Source organism: Streptomyces sp. NRRL F-5135 (assembly GCF_000719775.1).
Lineage (GTDB): Bacteria > Actinomycetota > Actinomycetes > Streptomycetales > Streptomycetaceae > Streptomyces > Streptomyces hebeiensis.
The window spans coordinates 770,966-796,495 of record NZ_JOHR01000001.1; the positions used below are offsets into that span (position 1 = coordinate 770,966).

At 70.9% G+C, this 25,530-nt stretch carries 13 protein-coding genes; 8 read left to right on the forward strand and 5 right to left on the reverse strand.

Going from position 1 to position 25,530, the window contains the following annotated elements; all coding sequences use genetic code 11:
• Positions 1-41 precede the first annotated feature (41 nt).
• Complete coding sequence (locus IG02_RS0103445) at positions 42-1,592, reverse strand: CBS domain-containing protein (protein WP_158712227.1); 1,551 nt, start codon at positions 1,590-1,592, stop codon at positions 42-44.
• A gap of 174 nt (positions 1,593-1,766) precedes the next feature.
• Here IG02_RS0103445 and IG02_RS0103450 point away from each other — a divergent pair, with 174 nt between their 5' ends.
• The 3 genes from IG02_RS0103450 (at position 1,767) to IG02_RS37610 (ending at position 12,177) form a co-directional block, all read left to right on the forward strand.
• The gene (locus IG02_RS0103450; protein ID WP_030741614.1) at positions 1,767-3,143 is read left to right on the forward strand and encodes a serine/threonine-protein kinase; all 1,377 of its coding nucleotides are present in this window, start codon (positions 1,767-1,769) and stop codon (positions 3,141-3,143) included.
• 81 nt (positions 3,144-3,224) lie between these two features.
• A complete protein-coding gene (locus tag IG02_RS41335) occupies positions 3,225-6,437 on the forward strand; it encodes a DEAD/DEAH box helicase (protein ID WP_158712228.1) in 3,213 nt (1,070 codons plus the stop codon).
• 76 nt (positions 6,438-6,513) lie between these two features.
• Positions 6,514-12,177: an Eco57I restriction-modification methylase domain-containing protein gene (locus tag IG02_RS37610; protein ID WP_051764355.1), complete on the forward strand. Its 5,664-nt coding sequence runs from the start codon at positions 6,514-6,516 to the stop codon at positions 12,175-12,177.
• 261 nt (positions 12,178-12,438) lie between these two features.
• Here IG02_RS37610 and IG02_RS41340 read toward each other — a convergent pair whose 3' ends face one another.
• Genes IG02_RS41340 through IG02_RS35880 form a run of 3 tightly spaced genes read right to left on the reverse strand, consistent with a single transcriptional unit; the run spans position 12,439 to position 13,002 of the window.
• Complete coding sequence (locus IG02_RS41340; RefSeq protein ID WP_158712229.1) at positions 12,439-12,615, reverse strand: hypothetical protein; 177 nt, start codon at positions 12,613-12,615, stop codon at positions 12,439-12,441.
• Positions 12,608-12,781, reverse strand: a complete 174-nt coding sequence (locus IG02_RS41345) for a hypothetical protein (protein WP_158712230.1) — start codon at positions 12,779-12,781, stop codon at positions 12,608-12,610. The genes IG02_RS41340 and IG02_RS41345 overlap by 8 nt, the downstream gene beginning before the upstream one ends.
• Positions 12,778-13,002: a hypothetical protein gene (locus IG02_RS35880; RefSeq protein WP_234314582.1), complete on the reverse strand. Its 225-nt coding sequence runs from the start codon at positions 13,000-13,002 to the stop codon at positions 12,778-12,780. Before IG02_RS35880 ends, IG02_RS41345 begins: the two co-directional genes overlap by 4 nt.
• 116 nt (positions 13,003-13,118) lie before the next feature.
• Here IG02_RS35880 and IG02_RS0103495 point away from each other — a divergent pair, with 116 nt between their 5' ends.
• The 4 genes from IG02_RS0103495 to IG02_RS0103510 all read left to right on the forward strand — a co-directional run bounded on the left by IG02_RS0103495 (position 13,119) and on the right by IG02_RS0103510 (position 23,695).
• Entirely contained in the window at positions 13,119-13,940 is an 822-nt protein-coding gene (locus IG02_RS0103495; RefSeq protein ID WP_030741617.1) for a helix-turn-helix domain-containing protein, read from the forward strand.
• Positions 13,937-14,143, forward strand: a complete 207-nt coding sequence (locus IG02_RS0103500) for a DUF397 domain-containing protein (protein WP_030741621.1) — start codon at positions 13,937-13,939, stop codon at positions 14,141-14,143. Before IG02_RS0103495 ends, IG02_RS0103500 begins: the two co-directional genes overlap by 4 nt.
• Positions 14,144-14,234: 91 nt before the next feature.
• Positions 14,235-21,356, forward strand: coding sequence for a DEAD/DEAH box helicase (locus IG02_RS0103505; protein WP_037801852.1), 7,122 nt, complete (start codon positions 14,235-14,237; stop codon positions 21,354-21,356).
• The gene (locus IG02_RS0103510) at positions 21,353-23,695 is read left to right on the forward strand and encodes a UvrD-helicase domain-containing protein (RefSeq protein WP_037801854.1); all 2,343 of its coding nucleotides are present in this window, start codon (positions 21,353-21,355) and stop codon (positions 23,693-23,695) included. Before IG02_RS0103505 ends, IG02_RS0103510 begins: the two co-directional genes overlap by 4 nt.
• A gap of 31 nt (positions 23,696-23,726) precedes the next feature.
• On the opposite strand, the gene ribA is transcribed toward IG02_RS0103510, so the two are convergent.
• On the reverse strand, positions 23,727-24,443 hold the full coding sequence (gene ribA / locus IG02_RS0103515) for a GTP cyclohydrolase II (RefSeq protein WP_051764356.1): 717 nt from the start codon (positions 24,441-24,443) through the stop codon (positions 23,727-23,729).
• 157 nt (positions 24,444-24,600) lie between these two features.
• On the opposite strand from ribA, the gene IG02_RS0103520 reads away from it, so the two are divergent.
• The gene (locus IG02_RS0103520) at positions 24,601-25,470 is read left to right on the forward strand and encodes a creatininase family protein (RefSeq protein WP_078854143.1); all 870 of its coding nucleotides are present in this window, start codon (positions 24,601-24,603) and stop codon (positions 25,468-25,470) included.
• The last annotated feature ends 60 nt before the right edge of the window (positions 25,471-25,530 follow it).

Below are 25,530 nucleotides of genomic sequence, written 5' to 3' on the forward strand. Positions count from 1 at the left end.
TGCGACGACCGGGCCCGTTCGCTGCCCGCGCCGCTGCCGTGTCAAGCGCGCGGATCGAGGGACCGGAGCAGCGCCAGCAGCCCTTCCACGGGGGCGAGTTGTTCGCCGGTCAGCTCGTCGGGGCTGAAGTGCATCAGATCGTTGCGGAAGTTCCGGCACTGCTCCAGCCAGTCCAGGAAAAGTTCGTGGTCCACGTCCCAGCGCAGGCGCGCCCAGTCCGCCGGTTCCTTCAGCAGGTGCTTGTAGGCGCCGAAGGAGAGGTCGGCCGCCGACTGGACGGAACCGTTGTTACGTTGCCGGGGCGGAGCGGCGGCACGCAGCTCCGCAAGCGTGAAATGAACGTCCGCGGTGCGGCGCAGCCGTTGCTCGATCTCTTCGATCAGGACGAACGGGCGTACCCGGGTACCGAACTGCACGGTGAGGTCGGCGGCGGTGATCAGACCGGTGACCTTCAGGTCCTGATCACGTACGAAGACATAGCCGGTCTGGTGGATCTCGTCGATCCACTGAAGGAGGTCGTCGTTGCCGTCCGCCTCGCGCGCCGTCGCCGTGGCGGAGGCGAGTTCCGCCGCGGGGTCGGCCAACCGGGCCCGGCCGATCGACTCCCAGCTGACGACCCCGCGCAGCCGGCCGTCCTCGTCGAGGACGGCCAGTTGGGAGTAACTGTGCAGGATCATCTTGGTCATCGCGGACCGCAGGGTGTCGCCCACGCGTACGGACACGGGCCGCCGGTTGGCGGCCCCCAGATTGCTGACCCGGTAGGTGACCGGGGCGGGATCGGGATCGCCGACCACCTGGACCCCCGACCGTGTCAGCGTGCTGGCGCCCTGGTCGTCGGGTTCGTCCCCGTCCGGCAACACGGCGATCGTGGTGTCGATGACCCCCTCCGTGAACGGCGGGCTAGTCACCAGCCCCAGCCTGGCGAGGTCCCGTTGGATCTGGTCGACCGTCGCCGGCAGACGCCTGACCGCGTCCCAGACCGCCAGGAAGTCGCGGATGGTGAGCCGCAGCGGATCGGCGGCGGAGCGGCGGGCCACCTCTTCCGCGAGCGTGTCGGGGTTGACGGGCCCGACAGCGGACGGACCAGCGTCCGGACGGCCGGGGTCCACGCGGGTTCGGGCGGCGGCGGCCACCCGCTCGGCGGCCTCGAAGCGGCTCAGTTCGAAGACGGTGAGCAAGGAGCCCATGCTGTCCAGCAAGTCCTGCCGGAACGCTGTCCGCTCGAGGTCCTGGACGAGCCACTCGACCGGGCGGACGTGCCGGAGTCCGGACTCGCGATCCTCCCGCACCTCACGGAACTCATAGCCACCGGTGATCCGGCCGATGGCGATCCGCGAGGTGCGCAGCGGCAGCACCACGAGATCGCCGATCGCCATCTCCTGTCGGAACCGCAGCAGTTGCCCGGTCCAGTTCGCGACGACCCGGTCGCTCTCGTGCGGATAGACGGCCTGCAACCGGGTCCTGATCGTCTCCCGGTCGGCAGCGCCGCCGAGGTCGCCCACCTCCTGCCAGCCCGTGATGACCAGTCCCTCTTCGAGAGCCGCCTGTTCGCGTTCCCCGTCACGGCCCGCACGCACCACCCAGGCTCGCACCCGTCCTCCAGAATTCGTGCCCAACATCCCCTCCCGCACCGGGAGATCGTGTCAGGACCCGCCCGGGGACCGCAACCGACCGACCACGGTGCGTAGGTCCGTAGACTGATCGCGCTGACAGAAGTCTGTGCCGGAGTCAGCGCCGGCTCGAGGTTCGGGGGGTACGAGGCGCCGATGGATCCGTTGGACGCGGTGGACGACCCCCCGGTACTCGGTCCGTTCGAACTGCTCGCGGTGTTGGGCAAGGGCGGCATGGGCAAGGTGTACCTGGCACGCCGCCTGCCGTTGGAGGGCCTCACCCCGGAGATGGAGGTGGCGTACTTCCTCACCGAACGCGGCGAGGCGCGGGAGAGCGGTCTGGCCGCGGTCAAGGTCATCAGGCCCGATTTCCTCTCTCGGGACGACACCATGGGCGAGGACCAGAAGCGCGCCCGGTTCGCCCGGGAGATCAGCGCGGTGCAGGCTGTCGTCGGTGACCGGGTGCCCTCGCTTCTCGGCGCGGACCCCAGGGCGGCACGGCCCTGGTTCGCGGTCGACTACATTCCGGGTCCCGATCTGTCCACGATGGTGCAGGGGTGCGGCACCTTCTCCGTCGGTCCCTTCGCCGCTCTCGGCCTGGCCCTGGTCGACGCGCTGCGGTCCATCCACGGGGCAGGCCTGCTGCACCGCGACCTGAAGCCGTTGAACGTCGTCCTCGGCCCCTCGGGGCCCGTGGTCCTGGACTTCGGGCTCGTCGTGGCGGCCGAGCGCGGCTCGCACGAGGCGTTGACCAAGACCGGGATCGGCTTCGGCACCGCCAACTACATGCCGTACGAACAAGCCCTGGACTTCAAGCGGGTCAAGGAACCCGGCGATGTCTACTCGCTGGGCGCCACGCTGTTCTTCGCCTCGGCCGGCCGGCCGCCGTTCAGCCGCGGCCCGATGATGGGCTCGCCGTCCTGGGCCGGCGTCGACGCCGAGTTCCGGCCGCTGCTGGCCCGGATCATCACGCACCATGAGCGGCAGCGTCCGTCGCTCGACGACGTCCAGCGGGGCCTGGAGGAACTCCTCGTCGCGAACGGGCTGACCGAGGAGCAGGCGGAGGGACAGTTGCGCGCGGCCGTCGCCGCCTCGGGACTGACCCCGGCGCTTCCGCCCGAGGCCGCGGAGGATCATGCCAACGCCGAGGTGCGCCAGAGGGCCCAGGCGGCCGTGAACGCCGGTGCGGCGCCCGACAGCCCCTGGCGGGCCCGTGCGGACCACGCGTCGGCCGACGACGGGACCGGTGACGAGGACGACGACCTGTTCGAGGAGCTTCTCGGCGCCGGGACACCTCCGCCGGACCCGTCGCCCCTGCCCGCCGCGCCGCCTCCGCCCGCCCCGTCGCCGCCCGCCCCGTCCCCTCCGGCCCCACCCGCCGCCGCGGCCGCGCCCCCCAGGCCGCCGGCGGTCGGAGCCGCCGAGCCCCAGGAGGTCCCCGGGGGGACCCCGCCGACGCCCGCCGCCCCCACGGCGGCGTTGAAGGCCGCCGAGGCGCTGCGCAGGGCGTATGCCCGCCGAGACCGGATGTGAGCCGGAGGGCCCCACATGTCTAAGATGAACGACTCGCTCAGACCCGTCCGGGCTCACCCCATGACGAAAGGCTCCGATCCCATGCCCGAGCCCGCAGGCACCCGCACCGCCACCGCGGATCGGCAGCTCGGTCTGGCCCCGGGGACCCAGATCGAGGTGCGCGACGAGGAGTGGCTGGTACGGAACTGCGCACGGGTCGGGGACAGCGACGACTACATCATCGAGGCGACCGGCGTCTCCGAGCTGGTCCGCGACCAGGAGGCGTGTTTCCTCACCTCCCTCGACCAGTACACGGTGCTGAGCCCGGAGCACACCCGGCTGGTGCCCGACACCTCCCACGAGTTCCGCCAGGGCCGGCTGTTCCTGGAAGCGGTCCTGCGCAAGACCCCGCTGCCCCAGGCCGAGCGGGGTCTCGCGCTCACCGACGGCTTCCTGCTGGACCGCATGGACTACCAGCTGCGCCCGGCGGAGAAGGCCCTGGCCAACCCGCTGCGGCCCCGGCTGCTGATCGGTGACGTGGTGGGACTGGGCAAGACCCTGGAGATCGGCATACTCCTCGGCGAGCTGATCAGGCGAGGCCGTGGGGAGCGGATCCTCGTGGTCACTCCCGCTCCGGTGCTGGAGCAGTTCCAGCACGAGCTGTGGACCCGGTTCTCGCTTCCGCTGGTCCGCCTCGACAGCATCGGCATCTCCCGGATCGAGCGGAACATCCCGGTGGGCCGCAACCCGTTCACGTACTACAAGCGCGTGATCGTCTCGATGGACACGATCAAGAATCCGAAGCGCTACAAGGCGTGGCTGGACGGGGTGCGCTGGGACGCCGTCGTCATCGACGAGTCGCACAGCCTCATCGGCGAGAGCAGCGACCGGCGCGCACTGGCCAACCTGCTCGCGGAGCGTACGGACGCGCTGATCCTCGCCAGTGCCACACCGCACAACGGGAAGATGCGTTCCTTCGCGGGTCTGGTGAGCCTGCTCGACCCGACGGCGATCAAGGACATGGACCGTCCGCGCGCCGAGGAGCTGGAGCCCCTGTGCATCCGCCGCACGAAGACGAGCCGTGAGGTGGCCGGGGCGCTGCACGGGGAGTGGGCGCCGCGTGGCGACTCCTATCCGCTGCCCTGCGCGGCCACGGAGCTGGAGGAGAGGGTCTTCGAGGAGTTCGCCTCCTTCTGGCTGCGCCGCCCCGGCGATGCGGGAGGTGTCAGGCCCGCCGCGTCGGTCGGCGACGACCGGCTCTTCCCGTACGTGCTGCTGAAGTCGTTCCTCTCCTCGCACCGGGCGCTGTACGCGACGGTGCGCCAGCGTCTGAGGAAGCGGGGCCACGCGCTGCCGCAGGACATCGCCGAGTACACCGACGCCTTCCCGGCGCCGGCGGCGGCTCCGGCGACCCCCGGCACGGCGAGTCCTGCCCCGGCGCTCCCTCGCACGACTCACCCCGGCGCGGCGCTCCCGGCCGCCGCGACGACGCCCGGGACGGTCTCCCCCGAGACCGCCTCGCTGCTGCGTCTCGCGGGTCTGGCCGCCCGGCTCGAGCGAGCCGTCGCCGCTCACGGCCCCGGCGCCGCGTCCAAGCTGGCCGGGCTGGTCGCCGAGCTGGAGCGGATCGGCGTCGGCGCGGGCAAGGACACCCGGGCCGTGGTGTTCTCCGAACGCCGCGAGACGCTCAACTGGCTGGCCGTCGTCCTCCCGCCGCTGCTCGGCTGGCGGACGTCCGACGCCGCCGAAGACGCCGTGAAGGTGCTGCACAGCGACGTCTCGGACACCGTGCAGATGGACTACGTGGACGAGTTCGCGCGCCGTGGCGGTTCGGTACGGCTGCTGCTGACCGGCGACGGCGCGTCGGAGGGCGTGAACCTGCACCGCCAGTGCCATCACCTGATCCACTGGGACCTGCCGTGGAGCCTCATCCGCGTCGAGCAGCGCAACGGCCGTATCGACCGGTACGGGCAGCGGAACCCGCCTGAGTTCCGTGCGTTGATCCTCACGTCCGCGGCCGAGGGAGCGATGGACGACACGGACGTCGCCCAGCGCGTTCTGGAGCGCGAATCGGTGGTCCACGAGATTCTCGGCACGGTGGAGGCCACGACCGTCAGCCACGACGCGGACCAGGAGGAGGAGCGCCTGATGAAGGCACTCCTCACCGGCACACCTCCGGAGGAGGCGGTACGCGCTCTGGAGACCGTGCCCGCCTCGCCGGCCGCCGGAGGAACCGCCGAAGTGCCCGTCGAACAGGCCCTGATGGGCGAGTTCGGCACGTACGGTTTCGGAGCGGCCGGCCCCGGGCCCGGCGGACCGGACCGCACCGGGGCCGACGGCGACGGCGCGGACGACGGCCTGGATCTTCTCGCGTTCCTCGACGAGGCGCCCGAGCCCGAGGCGGTGGCACCGGGGCCGGCCGAGGACCCGGCCCTGCCGCCCCCGCCGCTCCTCGCGGACGAACTCCGGCTGTTCTCCTCCACCCGGGAATACGTGCTGACGGCCCTCCGGGAGCTGCGGGACCTGGAGTCCTTCCGCCTCGACACCGTGGTCGACGGCACCGACCTGAGCTTCGACACCCCCGCCGACCTCAAGGCCCGCCTCGCCGTCCTGCCCGCCTCGTACCGCCGTGAACAGGGCATCGACCGGCGGCTGAACCTGACGTTCAGCCGCACCGACGGCGCCGACGCGCTGCGCCGGGCCCGTGAGGACGCCGACTCCGGTTCGCTCTGGCCCGACGCCCACTACGTCGGGGAACTGCACCCGGTCGTGGAGTGGATCACCGACAAGGTACTGGTGCAGCTCGGCCGCCAGAACGCCCCCGTGCTCCAGGTGGACGGCGACAACGTCCCGGACCCGGTCTTCCTCGTCCAGGGTGTGTGGTCCAACGCAGAAGGCCGGCCGACCATCGTGGCCTGGCTGGCCGTCGACCGCCTCGGCCCCGGCGGCGTCCCCCGGGTCCGGCGGCTGACCCGCGACCTGCTGGCCGAGCTCGGGGTCGGGCCCGGCATGACGGACGAAGGCCGCGGCGGCGACGTCTCGGCCCTCCAGACCCTCGTCCCGTCGGCCGTCGACGCCGCCCTGCGCGAACTCGACCGGCTGAGGGAGGAGAACGAGGCGGAACTCAACGCCCCGCTCACCGCGGTCGAGGAGCGGGTCGAACGGTGGAAGCACGAGACCCTGCCCGGTATGCGGGCCGGCGGCAAGGACGCGGTGGACGAGAACGCCCGGCGGCTCGCCGACCTGGCCCGGCGGCTGAAGACCGTCGGCGCTCCGATGGTGCGTGTCCTGGCGGTACTGGAGCCCGGGGCGTGAGACCGGACCATCGGACGGGGCGCGCGAGGCAGGCGCGGCACACGGGAATCGGACGAGAAATGCAGGAGACAGTGGCGTGACCTTCGACTCCCTCACGAACGAGCGCGAGTACTTCCCCGCCTTCTATCTCGACGAGATCCTGCCCAAACAGCTCCGGGGCGGGCTGCTCAAGGAGTGGTCCGCCAAGGAACGCCAGGGCGAGGCCACCCCCCGGCAGGGCCTGCGCGACCTGTCCGGCCCGTACCTGAACGCCCGCGCGACGCTCCTCGACACGGCCGGACGTTTCAACGGAACGGTCGACACGTACGCGGTCGCCGCCCAGGAGGCCGCCGAACGCGCCCTGAAGGCGCTGGGTAGCGACGGCGCGAAGGCACCTGCCGTGCAAAAGCCCGTGCCGGGCCCGGAGATCTGGGCCGAGGACGGCGGAACCGAGGGCCGGTGGCGTACCACCCTGCACACCTGGCACACCTGCCTGCTGCGTGCCCTCGGTTACACTCCCTCCCCCGGGGTCCTGACCGTGCGCGGCGCCACCGGCGGGCTGTACGCCGTGCCCGTCGCCCACGCCGAGGACCAGATCGTCGTCCTCACCGGCGGTTTCGCGACCACGGTGGACGCGGCCCTCGCGGCCGACGGCGCGGGCCGCCTGCCCGCGCCCGTCCGGGTCGCCTCGGGCAAGCGGCTGGAGACGGTCGGCGATCTCGCGTCCTGGCTGTTCAACGCCGACAACCCGCCGCGCTACGCCCTGCTCCTCTTCGGCGGCGTCATGATCCTCGCCGACCGTGAGGGATTCCCCCGTGGCCGGTACCTCGCCGTCAGCCTCGACGTGGCCCTGCCCCGCAAGGGCGCCAAGGGAACCACCGCCGGTGAACTCGACGTCATCGCCGCGCTGTTCGCCGCCGGGTCGCTGCGCCCCCGTGACGACGGCTCCGAGGACGAGGTCGCACGCTTCCTCACCGAGTCCCGCGACCACTCCGTCGGGGTCACGGGCGAACTGCGCGAGGGGCTGAAGAAGTCGGTCCATCTGATCGCCAACGAGGTCCTGACCCGTCTGCGTGAACAGGGCGTCGACCCCGCCGACATCGGCCGGCTGCTGCCCGGCGTCGTCAAGGAGAACGACCTGCCCAAGGTCCTCACCGACGAGTCACTGCGCTACCTCTACCGCATCCTCTTCCTGCTGTACGCGGAGGCGCGGCCCGGCCTGGACATCCTGCCGATGAAGAGCGACGAGTACGTCGCCGGGTACAGCGTCGCCCGGCTGCGCGAACTCGTGGCCGGCGAACGGCTCACCGGGTCCCACGCCCGCACCGGCCACCACTTCAACGACTCCCTGGCGCTGCTCTTCGAGAAGGTCTACACCGGTCACCCGGTCGCCGACACCGTCTCCACCCGCGACGCGGCGACCACGGTCACCGACGAGGACGCCCCCGCGCCGGCCGACGACGGCCACGTCCGCGTCCGTATCGAAGCCCTCCGCTCCCGGCTCTTCAAACCCGACTCCATAGAACTCGTCGGCCGCATCCGCGACTGCGACACCCCGGGCGGCGATCCGGGCCTCGCCTCCGCGCCACGAACGCTCGACCTGCGGCTGCGCAACCATGTCCTGCACCAGGTGCTGCGCCACCTCACCGTCGTCGAGGGCAAGGGCAGGAACGGCCGGGGCGGCTTCATCTCGTACGCCCAGCTGGGCATCAACCAGCTCGGCGCCGTGTACGAGGGCCTCATGTCGTACACCGGCTTCATCGCCGACGAACCGCTGTACGAGGTCGCCAAGGGCGGCGACCCCACGAACGGTTCCTGGCTCATCACGGGCGGGCAGGTCGCCTCCGGCCGTTACCCCGACGGGGGAAGCCGGGGCGTCTTCGTCAAGGACAGGCCCGACCGCGAGTCCGGCGAACTCATCTCGCGCGTCCACCCCGTGGGCTCCTACGTCTACCGGCTCGCCGGCCGCGACCGCCAGACCAGCGCCTCGTACTACACCCCCGAGTCCCTCACCCGCGCGACCGTCGAGCAGGCGCTCCGCTTCCGGCTCCACCCGGACGGGGCCATCGATCCCCGGGCGCCCGATGACGCCGAGGTCACCGCCGCCGACGTCCTGACCTGGCGGATCTGCGAACCCGCGCTCGGCTCCGGCGCGTTCCTCAACGAGGCGATCAACCAGCTAGCCGAGCTGTACCTGCGGCTCGCCCAGCGCGACACGGGCGAGGAGATCGACACCGAGCGAAAAACGCGGGAGGAGCAGAAGGTCAAGGCGTACATCGCCCTGCACAACGCGTACGGAGTCGACCTCAACAGCACAGCCGTGGAGCTGGCCGAGGTCTCCCTGTGGCTCAACACCATGTACCGGGGGATGAAGGCTCCGTGGTACGGGCTCCACCTGCACCGGGGCAACTCGCTGATCGGGGCGTCGCGGAAGGTCTACCCGGGCAACGCGCTGCACGAGGGCGGCTGGCTGCGCACCAAGGACCAGCGGGCCCCGGAGGCGGTCCCCCTGGGACGGGCCCTTCCGGGTCAGGCTGTGCACCAGTTCCTGCTGCCCGCGCTCGGCTGGGGCTCGGTCGCGGAGGAGGTCTCGCTGCGCAAGCCGAGGAAGGGCGCCGGCTCTCCGGCTGACGCCCCTCCGAAGGCCGTGGTCGCGGGCGCGGAGGCCGACTGGCTCGATCCGGCACTCATCGAGGCGATGAAGGCGTGGCGCGCGTCGATCCGGCGGGCGCCGAAGAGCGCGGGCAAGGGCAAGGGCAAGAAGACCGACGGCGGGGCTCGCGGGGCGGTCGCGGCGACCGTGGTGGAGCTCGGGGCGGCGGCGTCGGTGGAGTCCGCGCCCAGGGTCGATGTCCAGGTCGAGGAGGAGGCGGAGGAGAGCGGGCAGGTCGCGTTCGACCTGGGCCTGAACTTCTGGCAGCAGGGCAAGCTGAGCCTTACCGGCGGGAGCGGGGTCGGTTCCGGGGACGGGGCCGGTTCCGGGGGCAGCCGGCGCGAAAAGCGCGGAATGAAAGCCGTACGACGGGTCACACGCTCCGAGAACAAGCGCGAGGACGACGAGCGCGAGGCGCAGGTCGGCCGCCTGATGGCCCTCGCCCAGCGCGTCGAGTACCTGTGGAAGCTGGTCGTCAGGCGACTGCGGCTGTCGGAGCAGGAAATCGCGCGGACGGTCGATGTCTGGGGCGCGGACAACGAGACGATGGCCAAGCGCAGGACCACCGGGGACGGCAAGGTCATGGACCGGGACGCGGTGGTCGCGGCGCTGACGTCCGACGGCAGCCCGTACTGGCGGCTGAAGCAGCTGATGGACGCCTGGTGCGCGCTGTGGTTCTGGCCGCTGGATGAAATCGGCCTGCTGGACGGCACGGCCGACGTGTACTTCTGGGATGACGGCACCGACCTGACGAAGCTCAAGAAGGGCTTCGACAAGCGCCGGCTCACCGCGCTGAAGAACCTGGACGACTGGATCGAGTTCGCGGAGGCCGTCGTCGGCCGGGTGAACGTCGACTCGGGGAAGGGCCAGGTGACGTTCTTCGAGGTGGAGGATGTCGAGGACCTCGATGAGCTGGACCGGCTCGAAGAGGCCCTGGACCAGCAGATGATCAAGGCCACGGCCTGGGAGGAGTCCCTCAACCTCGGTGACCGGTTCCCGTGGTACGGGAGGGTCGCGGTCCAGATCGCCAGGGATCGGGGGTTCTTCCACTGGGAGTTGGAGTTCGCGCACGTCTTCGAGGACGGCGGGTTCGACCTGATGGTGGGGAATCCGCCGTGGGTCAAGCAGGAGTGGAAGGAGGGTGAGGTTCTCGCCGAGTTCGAGCCGTGGTTCGAGCTGGCGGACAAGCCCAGCAACGAGGAATGGGCGGAGCGCAAGGCAGAAGTCCTGACGCGGTCCGACGCCCGGTCGGCCTTCCTTGGTGAACTCGCCGGGTCTGCGGCGGTGTCCGGCTTCTTGTCGTCCGTCGACGCGTATCCGTTGCTGGTGGGTACGCAGCCGGACCTGTACCGGGCGTTCATGCTGCTGTCGTGGCGGGCGGTGGGCAAGCGTGGCGTCGCGGGGTTGATTCATCCGTCGACACACCTCACGGGAACGAAGGAAGGAGTACTGAGGAAGGCCGCGTACCGACATTTGAGGCTACACGCGGACTTCGTCAATGAGTTGTACCTATTCGCCAAACCCGTCGACCACAGCACACATTTTAGCGTGCATATCTACGGCGGCACCCGGGATATCCGCTTCCTACACATGAGCTGGTTGCTCCACCCTCAGGTTCTGGTGCGTTCGCTCCGACACAGTGGCGAGGGGCCACTCCCGGGCATTAAGAAGGACGGCACCTGGGACTTGCGTCCCCATCGGGACCGCGCCCTCACCGTGGAACAGAAGACACTCTCGGCTTGGCGCGACTTGACCAGCGAGGAAAAGCCACCCCCCGTAGAGCAGACCAAGTTGCTCTTCCCTGTCACCATTGCCGAAGAATCCGCGATCGCGTCCCTCGCTTCCTGGCCCCGTCGACTCGATTCTCTGGGACCTCGTATCGCCCGTGGCTTTGATGAAAAGAACGATCGCACTGCGGGCTACTTCACCTGGGATTCCGGACCCGCAGAGAATTGGCATGATGTCATTCTCCAGGGGCCGTTTTTCGGGATTGCCACACCCTTCGCAAAGCGGCCGATCGATGGCGCGCGGACATCAGTTCACCTTGAGCATTGGAACCATCTAGAACTGGCGGAGGACGAGGTGCCGCGCACCAACTACCGCCGAGCGAAGACCTGTTCACCAGCAAAATACAGCGCCGCAACAGGGAAGAAGTCATGGTGCGACCACGATCTACTCCGTGATCTAAAGACCGACCCCGATGTCATCGCCGAGTTGGAGGCCGTGACGTCCGATAAGGCCGAGCAGGAGGTACTGCTTGGCGAGTGGGCAACTCGACCGTACTCTCGCTTCTTCAGGGTCGCTTGGCGCCGCCAGATCGCGTCGAACACCGAGCGCAGCCTGTTCGCTTGCCTCGTGCCGCCGGGCCCTGCCCACATCGATGCAGTCAATAGCATGGCTCTTTCCAGCATGCGAGAAACCGCAGTGGTGGCGGGTTTTTGGGCCTCCCTCCCTCTGGACTACTTGCTCAGGGCCACTGGCAGGAGCGACCTGCGTATCGGCGAAGCGAAGGTAATGCCCGCCCCGATACCCGGCCACCCCCTCACCGACACCCTCCTCCTGCGCACTCTCCGTCTCAACTGCCAGACCAACGCCTACGCCCCGCTCTGGGCCGAGCTCTACACATCCGACTGGCTCGCGGACTCCTGGGCCGCCGAATGGCCCGGCCTCGTGCCACTGACCGAAAAGCTGGGCCCGCAGTGGTCGGCGGACACGCCCCTGCGAGCCGAGCGGGCCCGCAGGGCGGCGCTGGTTGAGCTGGACGCCCTGGTCGCGGTCTGGCTCGGCATCGGCGCTGATGAGCTGATCGCCATGTACCGGTCTCGCTTCCCCGTGCTCCAGCAGTACGAGGAGAACATGTGGTTCGACGCGGCCGGCCGCCGGATCGCCAAGGCACACCAAGTGCACGGCTACGGACAGCCCAAGGACGCATGGGCGCAACTGAGCGCGCATGAGGACTTCCCCGAGGCCGCGAAGGTGCCCGACGGCTACACCGGCCCCGTCCGCCGCGCCGACCGCGAGGCGGAAATGCGTGCCGCGCACGCCGAGTTCACGCGGCGGATGCGCGCGGTAGGCTGGGAGCCGGGGAAGGTGGAGCCGACGGAGTAGGCGCGCGGCTTCCGTCATCCTTCGGTGTCGCCGACGGGACGAACATGGTCAGGGGCTGTGGTCCACTCACAGCCTCCGCCGACGGGCCGGATGAACGCCAGCAAGCGGGGGCGCGTGGCCCCCTGCTGCTGCCTTATGTCCGTGTAGAGCGTGACGTCCTGGAGGACGCCCACGCGGCCGGTAGCAAGATCCCGGACGACCGTGCCTCGCGGGACGGACTCCGTACCGCGCGGTGGCCTCAGCCAACCGGGCCCTGCCGCGTCAGACACGGCCATAGCGGCTCCGGTGGTTGATCTCGCGCAGCCGGTCGCTCAACTGCCGGTACTGTGGCAACCGGTCACCGAGCCGCCCAGGCAGCTCGCGGCCCGCCGCGACCGCCTCTTCGTCGCCTTCCGCAGCCTGCACCACGTCCTGCACGCCCTGCTCTTCGTCATTCATCCGGCAGCCTTCGCAAGCCGACGAGAACGCGAAGCAGCAGACTTTCCTGGCGTGACGAACACAGCATCGCCTCCGCCCACTCTTCGGGCGTCATCACATACGGCCGGACAACGGCCGTGACGAGATCCGCCGGGTAGTCGTGCACCGGCTCGACACCGTCGCTCACCGCCCGGCCTCCGCTCGCATCGCCGCGATGAGCTTGCGGGCGGTTTCGAGGTTGCACCGGCCCAGGTCGATCAGGGGCGCCACGTTGACCCCGACCCACGCCGGGGCGTACTCGACACTCAGCGAGGGCAACGTGACATCAACATTCCTCAGCGCATCGGCGAGAGCCTGGCGTAAGGCTTCGGGATCGCACTCGATGGGTTGACCGTCCGTCATTCGCATACTCCGTTCCTTGGTGACGTGATGTACTCACACCCTCACCGAGCGGAAACAGGGCACGCCAGAGCCGGGCCGTTGCCCGCCGACAGGACATACACAGCACATCCAGGGACCAGCCGATGAACGAAGATCAGATCGAGGACGAGGACTCCGCGCGGGCCGCTCTCGGCAGCACGTTGCGCTTCTTGCGCGACAAGGCCGGTAAGTCGCTCGGCCAGTTGGCGGAGGAGACGCGGTACGACAAGAGCTACCTGTACCGCTTGGAGACCGGGAACCGCATCTCCAAGCGCCCCGTCATGGAAGACCTGGACCGGTACTACAGCTCCGGCGATTTACTCGTCCGTCTGTGGAAACTGGCGCGGATGGAAGTCTTCAAAGATCAATACCGAGCTTTCGTACGTCGCGAGTCCACCGCGACCGTCATGCAGAAGTACATGCTGGTGATGCCTGGCCTCTTGCAGACAGAGGGGTACGCGAGGGCGGTCCTGTCAATGTCACCGACGTTGCACGAAGAGGAAGCGCTGGAGGAGCAGGTGACCGCCCGTCTGGGGCGTCAGGAGGTGCTTCAACGCAAGCCCCCGCCGAGCATTCGCGTGATCCTTGATGAGTCCGTACTGCGGTGCCCCGTCGCCGAGCCGGAAACCTGGGAGGAGCAGTTGGCCCATCTCCTCTTCTCCGCCGCCCTGCCAAGGATTACTCTCCAGGTGCTCCCGTTGAGGGCCGGGCTGCACTCCCTCCGAGGAGGCTCGCTCTCTCTTCTGTGGCAAGCAGACGGCAGCTCGGTTGCTTACCTGGAGGGCAACGCGTCAGGGCAGCTGATCGAAGAGGCGGAAGACATGGAAAAGTACCGTCTGGCCTACGATCAGGTGCGAGACTTGGCACTGTCGCCGCCCGAGTCAGTGCAGTTCATCGAGGGCGTCCTGGAGGAGTACCAACGATGAGCAACACCCACACGCTCACCTGGCGCAAGTCGAGCTACAGCGATGGTGGCGATGGGAATTGCATCGAGATCGCCGCCGGCATACCCGCCCTCGTCCCCGTCCGTGACAGCAAGTCCCCCGACGGCCCCGTCTTCCTCTTCTCGCCCGCCGCCTGGGCCCCCTTCCTCACCGCCGTGAAGCGGGGCGTTCTGCCGCCCGGCTGAGTTGTCCGACCCCGGGGTTAGGATTCGAAGCGATCACGGAGAGCAGCCGTGACGTCGCCGACACCGCACCACCCGGGGGGAGAAACGCGTCATGAGGCCCACCTTGGCCGCGCAGGCCCTGCGCGAGACGACCGTCGAGTATCTGACGACGACGTTCGCGCTGGCGGAGCCGGACACCCAGGACGCGTTGACGGACTTCCTCACCGATTCCGAGGACGGGCTCTTCCGGGGGCCGTATCTCCGTGTCAGGCGGCCGTTCCGGCCGGCCGCCGACGGGTGGCAGCGGCATCTGGACTGGTTCCGTGAGGGCTGGTGGCCGTACGCGCACCAGGCGGCGGCGTTCGGGCGGTTGACGTCGAAGGACGGGCATGTTCCGGCTCCGACGCTGGTGACCACGGGCACGGGCTCGGGCAAGACGGAATCGTTCCTCGTGCCCGTCCTGGATCACTGCCGCAGGCAGAAGGCGGCCGGGCGGCATGGCGTCAAGGCCGTGCTGCTCTATCCGATGAACGCGCTCGCGGGGGACCAGGCGGACCGTCTCGGGGCGCTACTGGAGGACGAGCGGCTGCGCGAGGTGACCGCCGGCCTCTACATCGGGGAGGCGAGCGCGCGGCGGGCCGCGTCGCCGTACGGGCGGGTGATGGTGGACCGCGCGGAGATTCGGCGCAATCCGCCGGACATCCTGATCACCAACTACAAGATGCTGGACCTGCTGCTCCAGCGGCAGCACGACGCTCCGCTGTGGCAGGACGCGGAGCTCGCGTATGTCGTCATCGACGAGTTCCACACATATGACGGCGCGCAGGGGACGGACGTGGCGATGCTGCTGCGCCGCCTGGCCGCCGTCGTCGGCGCCGCCGAGGAGGGGCGCCCGCTGGGATCCATCTGTCCCGTCGCCACGTCGGCCACGCTGGGCTCGGCGCCCGCCCGGGAGCCGGAGACGCAACCGACAGGCAGCTCCGGGCCGGACACCCCGAGGACGAAAGCGGAGGCGGAAGAACGGGCCGACGCGGGTGCCCGCGCCCAAGGAACGACGGGCTCCGGTACCGACACCGCGGCAGCACGGACCATGCTCGACGTGGCCTCGCGGGTCTTCGGGGTGCGGTTCCCGGACGACGCGGTGATCGGCGAGGACCGGATGGACCTCGACGCCTTCCTCGCCCCCGTCGACCCCACCCTGCCCTGCCCCTCCCCCGAGGCGCTGGCCGCCCTGCCCGACCCCTCCCGTTTCCCCTCCCGGGCCACCATCGACGCCGTGGCCCGGGCCGTCCTCGGCTGCGACGCCTCCGACCGGGCCCGTCTCGGCCGCAGGCTGCTGGCTCATCCGCTCACCCGGGCCCTGCTCGCCTCGGACCGGGACAGGCCGCTCACCGCCGACGAGGTGCTCCGCGCGTTCGCCGAGGTGCCCGCCTGGCGCGAAGGGGCCGCCCGGGACCCGGCGACGGCCGCCGACGCGCTCGCCCGGTTCGTCGCCCTGATCTCGGAGGCCAGGGCCCCGGACGCGCCGGCGGGCTCCGAGCGGCCGTTGCTCCTGGTCGAGACACACATGTGGCTGCGGGCCATGTCGCGGGTGCTGCGGTTCGTGGCGCCCCGGCCGGTGTTCTCGTGGCCGGAGGGGGAGCAGGTCGCCCGGCCCGGCGGGCCCGCGCGGGACAGCGCGGTGATCGCCGCCCAGGAGGAACGCCGCAGGTCCGTGGGCGGGGCCGGGCGGCTGCCGTCCGTGTACTGCCGGCATTGCGGACGCTCGGGCTGGACGGCGATCTGCCCCGAGCGCAATCCCACCTCGCTGGTGACCGCACCGGACGAGATCTACCGCCGCAGCGTGGCGGGCGGGGCGTCCAAGGCGCGGGTCCGGGCGTTCATCTCCGCCACTCCGGCCGAGGCGGCCGAGCAGGCACGGGCGATCCTGCGCCAGCGGGAGCGGCGGGGACGCCGCTCCGTGGGCCATGAGGCGACCGTGCTCGTCCTGGAGTCGGACGGTGAGCGGCTGCGCCGGCTGGACCCGCGCGAGGTGCTGCTCGCGGGCGGCGGGGTGGCGCCCGCTCCGGAGAACGGCGTGTACGTCAAGGCGTGGTACGACAACGCGGAGGCGGACGCGTACACGCAGGACGACCGTTGTCCGGCGTGCGGGCAATCGCAGGGCGTGAGCTTCCTCGGCGCGGGCGTGGCCCCGCTGGCGTCCGTGGTCGTCACCCAGTTGTTCACCGGGGGCGAGCTGCCCAGGCGTGACGCCCACGGCAAGGACCGCAGGCGCACGCTCATGTTCAACGACTCGGTGCAGGACGCCGCGCACCGGGCGGGCTTCGTGGCGAGCCGGGCCTGGAAGTTCTCCCTGCGGTCGCTGGTCCACTCCGAGCTGGCCCGGCTGACCGCCGAGAAGGCGGAGTACCGCGAGAGCGGCGTTCCGCTCAACGAGCTGATCGCCTCGATGGCCGCGAGCGCCGCCGTACGCGAGGCCGGGCTGCTGGCCTCCGTGGTGCCGCCCGACCTGCGCGACGTGGACCGGGTGGCCCGGCTGCTGAGCGGGGGCAAACGCGTCACCCAGCCCACGTGGGCGCTGGTCGGGGAGCGGCTGGCGTTGAACACGGTGCTGGAGTTCGGTCTGCACTCGCGGCTGGGCCGCACCCTGGAGCTGACCCGTACAGTGTCGGCCGAGGCGTGGATCGAGAACCCGGACGGCGCGGTCGAGACGGCCGCGGCGCTGTACGAGCGGGCGGCGCGCGGGCAGTTGCTGACCTCCCCCGCGGATCTGGCCGCGGCGGGGCTGCCGCAGCCGCCGCCCGCCTCCGGGCCGGAGCGGCACCGGCGGTTCGCCGGGTATCTGCGCGGCCTGCTGGAACACCTGCGGCAGGGCGGCGGCGTCCAGCACCGCTGGCTGGACCGTTACATGGACGACGAGGGCCGCAGCAGGTACACCCTGGGGGCCGCCCGGCCCGAGGGTATGCCCGCCTTCGGCCGGCACACCGAGGCCCCGGCGTTCCTTCTGGTCGGGGCCCGTTCGGGGCGTACGGACTTCGACCGTGCCGATTCCAAGGACAGTTGGTACGCGGACTGGACGCATCGGTGTCTCGGTCTCGACCACGCGGCGTCCGCGGCGTACCTGGCCGAGCTGGTGCCGCGGCTGGCCGATCCTGACATCGGCGCGCTCGCCCACCGGCGCACCGGCGACGGGCCGCGGGAGCACGGAGTGTACGGCCTGCTGCCGGGCCATGTGCGAGTCCGGGCACTGGCCGACGAGGAGACGTCGGCGGCGGCCGTGACCTGCCCCGTGTGCGGCTGGACCCAGACCGTCCACCCGGACCGGGTGGAGGTGTGGGTGGGTCTGCCGTGCCCGCTCAAGCGGTGCGACGGCACGCTCACCGTGCCGTCCAGGACGGCCGACGGGCGCGCCGGCCGGGACCACCGCTACGACTACTACCGCCGCCTGTACCGGGAGGGCGGTACGTACAGCGTCATCGCGGCCGAGCACACGGGTGTGCTCAAGCGCAAGGAGCGCGAGGCCCTGGAGAAGAGCTTCCGGCGGGGCGACCACACGGACGCCAATGTGCTGTCCTGCACGCCCACGCTCGAACTGGGCATCGACATCGGGGAGCTGGAGGCTGTCGTCCTCGCCTCGGTGCCACCGTCGACGGCCGGTTACGTGCAGCGGGTCGGCCGGGCCGGGCGCACCACGGGCAACGCGTTCATGGTGACCATCGCCGACACCAGTCCGCGCGCGCTCTACCATCTGGCCGAGCCCCGCGACCTGATCGCGGGGCCCGTCCTGCCCCCCGGCAGCTTCCTGTCCGCCGTCGAGCTGCTGCGCCGGCAGTACACGGCGCACCTGGTCGACCTGGCGGCCCGGGGACGGCTGGAGGGGGTACTCCCGCTGCCCGACCGGGTGACCGCGCTGTTCGGGCGCACCGGCTGGCTGAAGACCTTCGGCGCCGCGGTCCGCGGCCGTACGGACCTGGTGGACGGGTTCCTGCGGCTCTTCCCCGATGTTCCGGGTGTCCCCGACTCCGGTGTCTCGCGGGACGCGAGGAAGGCGCTGCGCAGGTATGCCGCGTCCGTGCTCGACGAGCGGCTCATCCGGGCGGAGAAGGCGTGGGAGGCCGAACGGTCCGAGCTGCTGGACCGCCGCAGCATGATCACCGAGGCGGCCGACGCGCTGCGGGAGGAGATCGAGGACCAGGCGCGCGACAAGCGGGTCCTGGAGCGCGAGGCGGCCGGTGTGAGCCGGCGGCTCGGTGAGCTGAGCCAGACCGGCGCCCAGGCGTTCCTCGTCGAGAACGGGCTGCTCCCCAACTACAGCCTGGTCGAGGACGGAGTGCGGCTGGAGGCGTCCCTCACACGCAAGGAGCCGCCCAGGAGGGGGAAGACGGACTCGGCGCCCGCCAGGGTGCGTTACCACACCGAGCTGCGCACATACGACCGGCAGGCCGAGCAGGCGCTCACCGAGTTCGCCCCCGGGAACTCCTACTACGTCAAGGGCTACCGGCACGAGATCGACGGCTTCGACCTCGGCGCCCGCTCCGAGCGCGGCGCCGACGGCGTCCCGGCGGCGCTGCGGACCTGGCGGGTCTGCCAGGAGTGCGGGCATGTGCGCACCACCGACGCGGAGTCGGACACGTCGCCCTGCCCCCGCTGCCAGGGTCCCGGTATCGGCGGTCGGTCCGCGCTGCGCACCGTGATCGTCCCGCGCAAGGTGACCTCTCGCGACAAGCGCGCCGACGCGCGGATCGTGGACGACCGGGACAGCCGGCACATGGGCCACTACACCGTTGCCACCGCCGTGGACATCGATCCCGCCGCCATCGAGAGCACCTGGCGGCACACCCGGGAGACCTTCGGTGTGGAGCATGTGCGGGAGGCCGTGATCAGGCGCTTCAACCTCGGCCCCGCCAAGTTCGGCCGGCAGGCCGACACGGCGTTCGCCGGGCAGGCGGTGGCGGTCACCTCGTTCACGGTGTGCCCGTTCTGCGGCGGGGCGACCGACCGGGAGCCGGGCAACGGGCCGGCGCAGGAGTCCCTCACCGAATCCTCCCTGGGGCGTCGGCCCGAACTGCATCACCACCGGCCGTGGTGCCCCACCCGGCGGCGCGAGCGGCCGCGGCAGCCCGACGACCGGCAGGTCGTCACCGCCACGGAACACCGGACCGAGGCGCTGCGGATCCTGCTGCCCGCCGCCACCCTCCAGGTCGACGAGCGCCTGGCGTCCTTCTCGGCCGCCCTCCATCTCGGCCTCGCCGCGCGGTACGGCGGCGACCCCGCCCACATCCGCTCCACGACCAGCACTGAACCGGACCGGGAGACCGGCCTGACCCGCCACTATCTGGTGCTGTACGACGCCCTCGCGGGTGGCACCGGCTATCTGCGGCGGCTGGCGGACAAGGAGGACACGGGGAAGAAGAAGGGCGAGGAGTTCCGGGCCGTACTCGCCGAGGCCCAGGCCGCTTTGCGCACCTGCGCCTGCGCGTCGGGACCGCGCCGCGCCTGCCACCTCTGCCTGCTGGGCTACGCCCCTCAGCGCGACTACCACCTGCTGGACCGCCAGGAAGCGCTGTGGATGCTCGACGCGCTGCTCGGTCAGGACGGCCACGAACGCTGGGACGTCCGCGGGCAGGTGGCGGGCACGCCCGTGCGTTTCGCGGACCAGGCCGAGAGCGATCTGGAGCGCCGCTTCCTCGACGCCTTCGACCGGTGGCTCGCCGACCCCGCGCAGCACGCTTCGTTCGACCACGAGGAGACGCCGACCGGCCGGCCCGGCAAGCAGTTCACCCTGCGTCGCGGTGACGGCGGCGTCACGCGGTGGGAGCTCGTCGCGCAGAAGTACCTGCCCGAGCAGGGCACCCGTCCCGATCTGCTGTTCCGGACGGTGGCGGGCGACACCACGAGTGTGGGTGCCCCGCCGCTGCCGGTGGCCGTGTACCTCGACGGGTACCGCTGGCACGCGTCGTCGCACACCAACCGGATCGCCTCGGACGCCGCGAAGCGGGCCCGGCTGCGCGCCGACGGCACTCTGGTGTGGCAGATCACCTGGGACGACGTCATCGCCTGGGAGAAGAGCCTGGCGGGCGGGGCGGCACCCGGCGGGGACCGTCCGGACGTGCCCGCCGAACCGCTGGCGGGAGTCATCGCCGGGCCGGCCTCCGACGCGGCGTGGCCGCCGTACGCGGTCGCGGCCGGCGCCGCCCCCGGCGGTCAGGTGCCGGGCGGCCCTGTCACGCCCGGCGAGAAGGTCCGCCGTCAGTGGCAGGCGAAAGGCCGCGATCCCCGTGACCTGGACGCGATGGCCTTCGCAGGCGCCATCCCCTCGTTGCTGAGTTTCCTGCGCGTGCCCGACCTGGCCGGCTGGCGCGAGGTGGCCCAGTACACCGTGGGCGGACTGCTGACGGGAAACCCGCACACGAAGCACGTGAAGGCCGGTCGCGCCGACGTGGTGCCGTGGGTCGAGGCCGCGCTGAACGACGCTGCGCTCCCCCGGCCCACGGGGACGGGGCTGACGCTGATCAGCACCCGTGACACCGCCGGGCTGCCGCTCGTGGTCGCCGTGGACCAGACGCACGGTCCGGGCAGCGCGCGCTGGAGCGCCCTGGCCGTGCTCGACGACCGCGAGGACGCGGTGAGCGAGGACCGGCCGGTCCACCGCCGTCGCTGGAAGTCCTGGCTGTGCTGGGGAAACCTGATTCAGTTCCTCGACCCGACCGGCACCGGCCGGGCCGACGGTCTCCAGCTCGCCCGCTCGGCTCTCGACGCCTTCGACGCGGGTCTGCTGGCCGCCGCGGGCAGTGCGACCGGCGGGGTGCTGTCCACGCTCCGTGCCGACGCGAATGGTGCGTCCGGGGCCCTCGCCGCGCACCGCCCGGAGGTCGCCGCCGGTCCGGAGGTGAGGGGAGCGGGCGCGTCCCCGACGGAGCTGGAACGCGCCTGGCAGGCCGTCTTCGAACAGCTCGCCTACGTGGGCGACCCCGGGGTCGAGGACCTCGCGCACAAGCTCGCGGCGCGCGGCGGCGTGCCGGCGGCGAAGGCCGGATACGACGCCGAAGGCGTCCCCCGGCCCATCGAACTGGCCTGGCCGGACGCGAAGATCGGCGTGGTGCTCGGCGAGGACGCCCAGGACATCGCCTTCGTCGAGCAGTGCCGGCGGGCCGGCTGGCAGGTACGCGCCGCTGATTCCTGGGCACCCGACGAACTCGCGGAACTGCTGAACACGGGGGGCGACAGACGATGAGCACAACGGTCGGCGCACAGGTCTCGGTGTCCCCGCAGGCCGCTCAGGACATCAAGCGCATGGGCAGGGCCGTCAAGGACGCGGTGGGGGACTTCGTGCGCAGGCTCCGCGCCGATCGCACCAACGGCGCTCTGCGCGTGACCGAGCTGCGCACGGCGGGAGACAACGGGCGTCTGTGCACCGCGGCAGTCGACGGCCGCCGCATGGCGCTGCTGCTGGAAACGGAGGTGAACCGCTTCACCGTTCTCGCCGTGCGCGAGGGCCCGCACGCGTACGGGGCGCTGGCCCGCCTCACGGTGGAGGTCAACCGTGTCTCCGGCGGTGTCGAGCTGGTCGATCAGTCCGAGGTCAGTGCCAACGTCGTGGCCCTGCCCGACCGTCCACCGGTCCCGTCGGAGGATCCGGCGGCCGTCCCCGCGGAGGACGGCCCCGCCAAGGCTCCCCGCGACCTTCGCCGGCCTCTCTTCCAGCGGTACGACGACGCGACACTGCTCGGCCTCGGCGTGATCGCGTCTCTGCTCCCCCCGGTCCGCCGGATCACGGACGCCGGCCAGCTCCACGCGGTCACGGGGCAGAACATCCCCGAACTGACCAGGGACGTCCTGCTCGCCCTGCACGACGGCATGGAGACCGAGGACGTACGGCGGCACATCACCAGCCAGTGGCGGGCCGACGACGACGTCGACACCCGGGACCTGGCGCGGGCCGCCCGCCGGCCGGTCTCCCACGTCTCCACCGAGGACGCCGCCGTCCTCGACGCCCTCGGTGAGGGCTTCGACGCCTGGCGCCTCTTCCTCCACCCCGAGCAACAGCGCCTGGCCGTCGCTGACTTCAAGGGCTCGGCCAAAGTCACCGGCGGGCCCGGCACGGGCAAGACGGTGGTGGCCCTGCACCGCGTCCGTCACCTCGTCGAGCGGCTCCCGCCCGGCCACACCCGGCCGGTTCTGCTCACCACGTACAACACCAATCTCGCCGCCGACCTGAGCGACCGCCTGGAGCAGCTCGGCGGCGCCGAGCTGCTGCGGCGCGTCGACGTGAAATCCGTCGACCGGCTGGCCCGCGAAGTGGTCGAACAGCAGCCCGGCGTCGACCTCGGCCGTCCCCTCGACGACGACACGGCACTCAATCTCTGGCACGCTGTGTGCACCGAGCGAGGAGAGTACGAGTTCGACGCGGAGTTCCTCGACTCCGAGTGGAAGCACGTCATCCTCGCCCAGGGCTGCGGCACCGCCGGTCAGTACCTCCGCGCGGAACGAAAAGGCCGCGGCACGCTCCAGCGAGCCCAGCGCATTCGTGTATGGCAGGCGGTGGAGGCGTTCCTGGCCAGGCTTGCCGGACCGCCGCGACGGGTCACGTACGCGCAGATCGCGGACCGGGCCGCGCGCCTCGAGGAAGAACGCATGAGCCGTGCCGACGCCCAGGCCCGTTACAAGGCCGAGCACGGCGGAGTCGATCTCGTCCACCGCGAGGCGGGCAGCGGCATGTGGCTGCGCCCCCGCTACCAGCACATCGTCGTGGACGAGGCACAGGACCTGTCGGCCTCCCACTGGCGGATGCTCCGGGCGATGGTCCGCCCCGGCCCGAACGACATCTTCCTCGTCGGCGACGCCCACCAGCGGATCTACGCGCACCAGGTGGTCCTCGGCCGCCTCGGCATCAAGACCCCCGGCCGTGCTTCTCGGCGCCTCACCCTCAACTACCGCACCACGCGTGAGATCCTCGGCAGCGCCCAGGGGCTCATCACCGGTGTGACGTTCGACGATCTCGACGACGACACCGACACGTTGGACGGCTACCGGTCCGTGCTCTCCGGGCTCGAGCCGCAGTACTACCGTGCGCCCGATCCCGAGACCGAGATGCGCACGGTCGCCGCTCTCGTCAAGGAGCGCCATGACCGCTTCGGCACGCCGTACTCGGCCATGGCCATCAGCGTGCCCGACGGCGCCGCCGCCACTCGTATGGCCCTGACCCTCGCGCGAGAACCCTTCGCGATCCCCTCCTCGGAACTGGGCAAGGAAGGCCCCCGCAGCCCCGAGGGGGTGCGCATCGGCACCATGTACCGTTTCAAGGGGCTTGAGTTCCAGCGCGTCTTCCTCACCGGCGTCAGCGAGGGGCAGCTCCCCCACCAGCGCATCGAGGTCTTCCGCCGCACGGATCCACAACGCTACGAACGAGAGCTGCGGCGCTCGCGCTCCCTGGTGTTCGTCGCAGCCACGCGCGCACGGGACGAGCTCGTCGTGACCTGGAACGGCAAGGCCAGCCGATTCCTGCCCGAGGAGGCGGCCGACGGAGCGCTGACCGCGGCCAGGACACCGAGTGATGCGACAGCCGCGGCCTGAGACGCGGGTGAGCCGGCACGGGAACGGCGTCTCAGGATGAATCGGCCATGACGTTCAGGTGCGTCATGCCGTCCATGTGCGTCAGGCCGTCGAGGTGCGGCAGGACGTGGTCCATGCGCTCCCGTTTGGTACGCAGGTAGGAGATGTTCTCCTCGCAGGGCGGGATCAGCAGCGGGACCTGTTCGGCGAGCTTGATGCCATGGCGCTGGAGCGCCTCGCTCTTGCGCGGGTTGTTCGACAGCAGGCGGACGGAGCGCACCCCGAGGTCGCGCAGGATCTCCGCGGCGACCCGGTAGTCCCGGGCGTCGGCGGGGAGTCCGAGGGCGAGGTTGGCCTCGACCGTGTCCATGCCTTCCGACTGGAGCTTCATCGCCCGGAGCTTGGCCAGCAGGCCGATGCCGCGGCCCTCGTGGCCCCGGAGGTAGAGGAGGATGCCGCTGCCCTCGGACACGATGGCGTCCAGCGCCGCGGCCAGTTGGTCGCCGCACTCGCAATGGCGGGAACCGAAAGAATCTCCTGTCAGGCACTCGGAATGCAGGCGGGCGAGCACTCCCTCTTCCGCCACGTCACCGTATACCAGGGCTATTTGTTCGTCCCCGCGCTCGTGGTCCAGGTAGCCCACGGCGAGAAATTCACCGTATGCGGTGGACAACCGGACATCCACCACCCGTTCGACATATGACGGGGCATCAGCTCCGCCCCGCGACGGGCCATCACTTCCGACGAACACGCCGTTGCTTTCTGTCATGCGCAGATGCTATCCGGCAAACCCCCGATGGCGTGCGGGAATCCGGGAGTTGCTCGATTCATCACATTCGACCGGCGGTTTGAACGGCCGGCGCGTAACCTGCTCTCGGACGTGCGCGCGGGCGCGGGCGCGAAGGCAGAGGAAAGGCCGGAAGAACATGAGCGGTTCGGGAACGGGACGGCACGGACCGGCGGCAACGGCCGGGGCGGCGCGGGCCGCCGGCCCGGCGGCCGGTCCGTGGCCGACGGAGACCACGGAGGACGTGCGGGCGGGCGCGGCCCCGGTCGCCGTCCTGCCCATCGGCAGTTTCGAGCAACACGGGGCGTTTCTCCCGCTGGTGACCGATACGGTCGTCGCCTGCGCGATCGCCCGGGAGATCGCGGCGGCGTATCCGGTGCGGCTGCTGCCACCGGTGACCGTCTCGTGCTCGCACGAACACGCCGCCTGGCCGGGGACGGTCAGCATCTCGGCCCCGACGCTCTACGCGGTCGTGCGGGACATCGCCGACTCGCTGCGCCGGTCCGGTGTCCGCGCGCTGATTCTGGTCAATGGCCACGGCGGTAATTACGTCCTGCGGAACGTGGTCCAGGAATCCGCCGGGGTCGACATACGCATGGCGCTTTTCCCCGGCTCGGCGGACTGGGCGGACGCCAGGGACCGGGCGGGCGTACAGACCTCGTCGCAGAGCGATATGCACGCGGGGGAAGTGGAGACCGCCATCCTGCTGCATGCCCAGCCGGAACTCGTCCGGCCCGGATATGAGAACTCCGATTTCCTGGCCGACGAACGCAAGCACCTCCTCACGCTCGGCATGCCCGCCTACACCGAGTCCGGTGTCATAGGCCGCCCGTCACTCGGGTCCGCCGCCAAGGGCAAGGAATTGCTGGCCGGACTCGTCGAGTCTTTCGGTGATTATTTCTCCCTCCTCGCCGGGGAGGACGGGGACGGCCGCGGCGAGGCGGACCGCCGTACGGGTGGGGATCGCCATACGAGTGGGGCGCCGCGCGCGGGCGGGGGTACGCGGTGATCGGTACCGTGATCGACACGGACGCGGCCTGGGAGCGGCTGCGCTCCATCCGGTCCGAGG

Excerpts from the sequence above, each read along its gene's own strand:
- IG02_RS0103450 (WP_030741614.1), top strand. The coding sequence starts at position 1,767 with ATGGATCCGTTGGACGCGGTGGACGACCCCCCGGTACTCGGTCCGTTC.
- IG02_RS41335 (WP_158712228.1), top strand. The coding sequence starts at position 3,225 with ATGCCCGAGCCCGCAGGCACCCGCACCGCCACCGCGGATCGGCAGCTC.
- IG02_RS41340 (WP_158712229.1), bottom strand. The coding sequence starts at position 12,615 with ATGAATGACGAAGAGCAGGGCGTGCAGGACGTGGTGCAGGCTGCGGAA.
- IG02_RS35880 (WP_234314582.1), bottom strand. The coding sequence starts at position 13,002 with ATGCGAATGACGGACGGTCAACCCATCGAGTGCGATCCCGAAGCCTTA.
- IG02_RS0103495 (WP_030741617.1), top strand. The coding sequence starts at position 13,119 with ATGAACGAAGATCAGATCGAGGACGAGGACTCCGCGCGGGCCGCTCTC.
- IG02_RS0103500 (WP_030741621.1), top strand. The coding sequence starts at position 13,937 with ATGAGCAACACCCACACGCTCACCTGGCGCAAGTCGAGCTACAGCGAT.
- IG02_RS0103505 (WP_037801852.1), top strand. The coding sequence starts at position 14,235 with ATGAGGCCCACCTTGGCCGCGCAGGCCCTGCGCGAGACGACCGTCGAG.
- IG02_RS0103510 (WP_037801854.1), top strand. The coding sequence starts at position 21,353 with ATGAGCACAACGGTCGGCGCACAGGTCTCGGTGTCCCCGCAGGCCGCT.
- ribA (WP_051764356.1), bottom strand. The coding sequence starts at position 24,443 with ATGACAGAAAGCAACGGCGTGTTCGTCGGAAGTGATGGCCCGTCGCGG.
- IG02_RS0103520 (WP_078854143.1), top strand. The coding sequence starts at position 24,601 with ATGAGCGGTTCGGGAACGGGACGGCACGGACCGGCGGCAACGGCCGGG.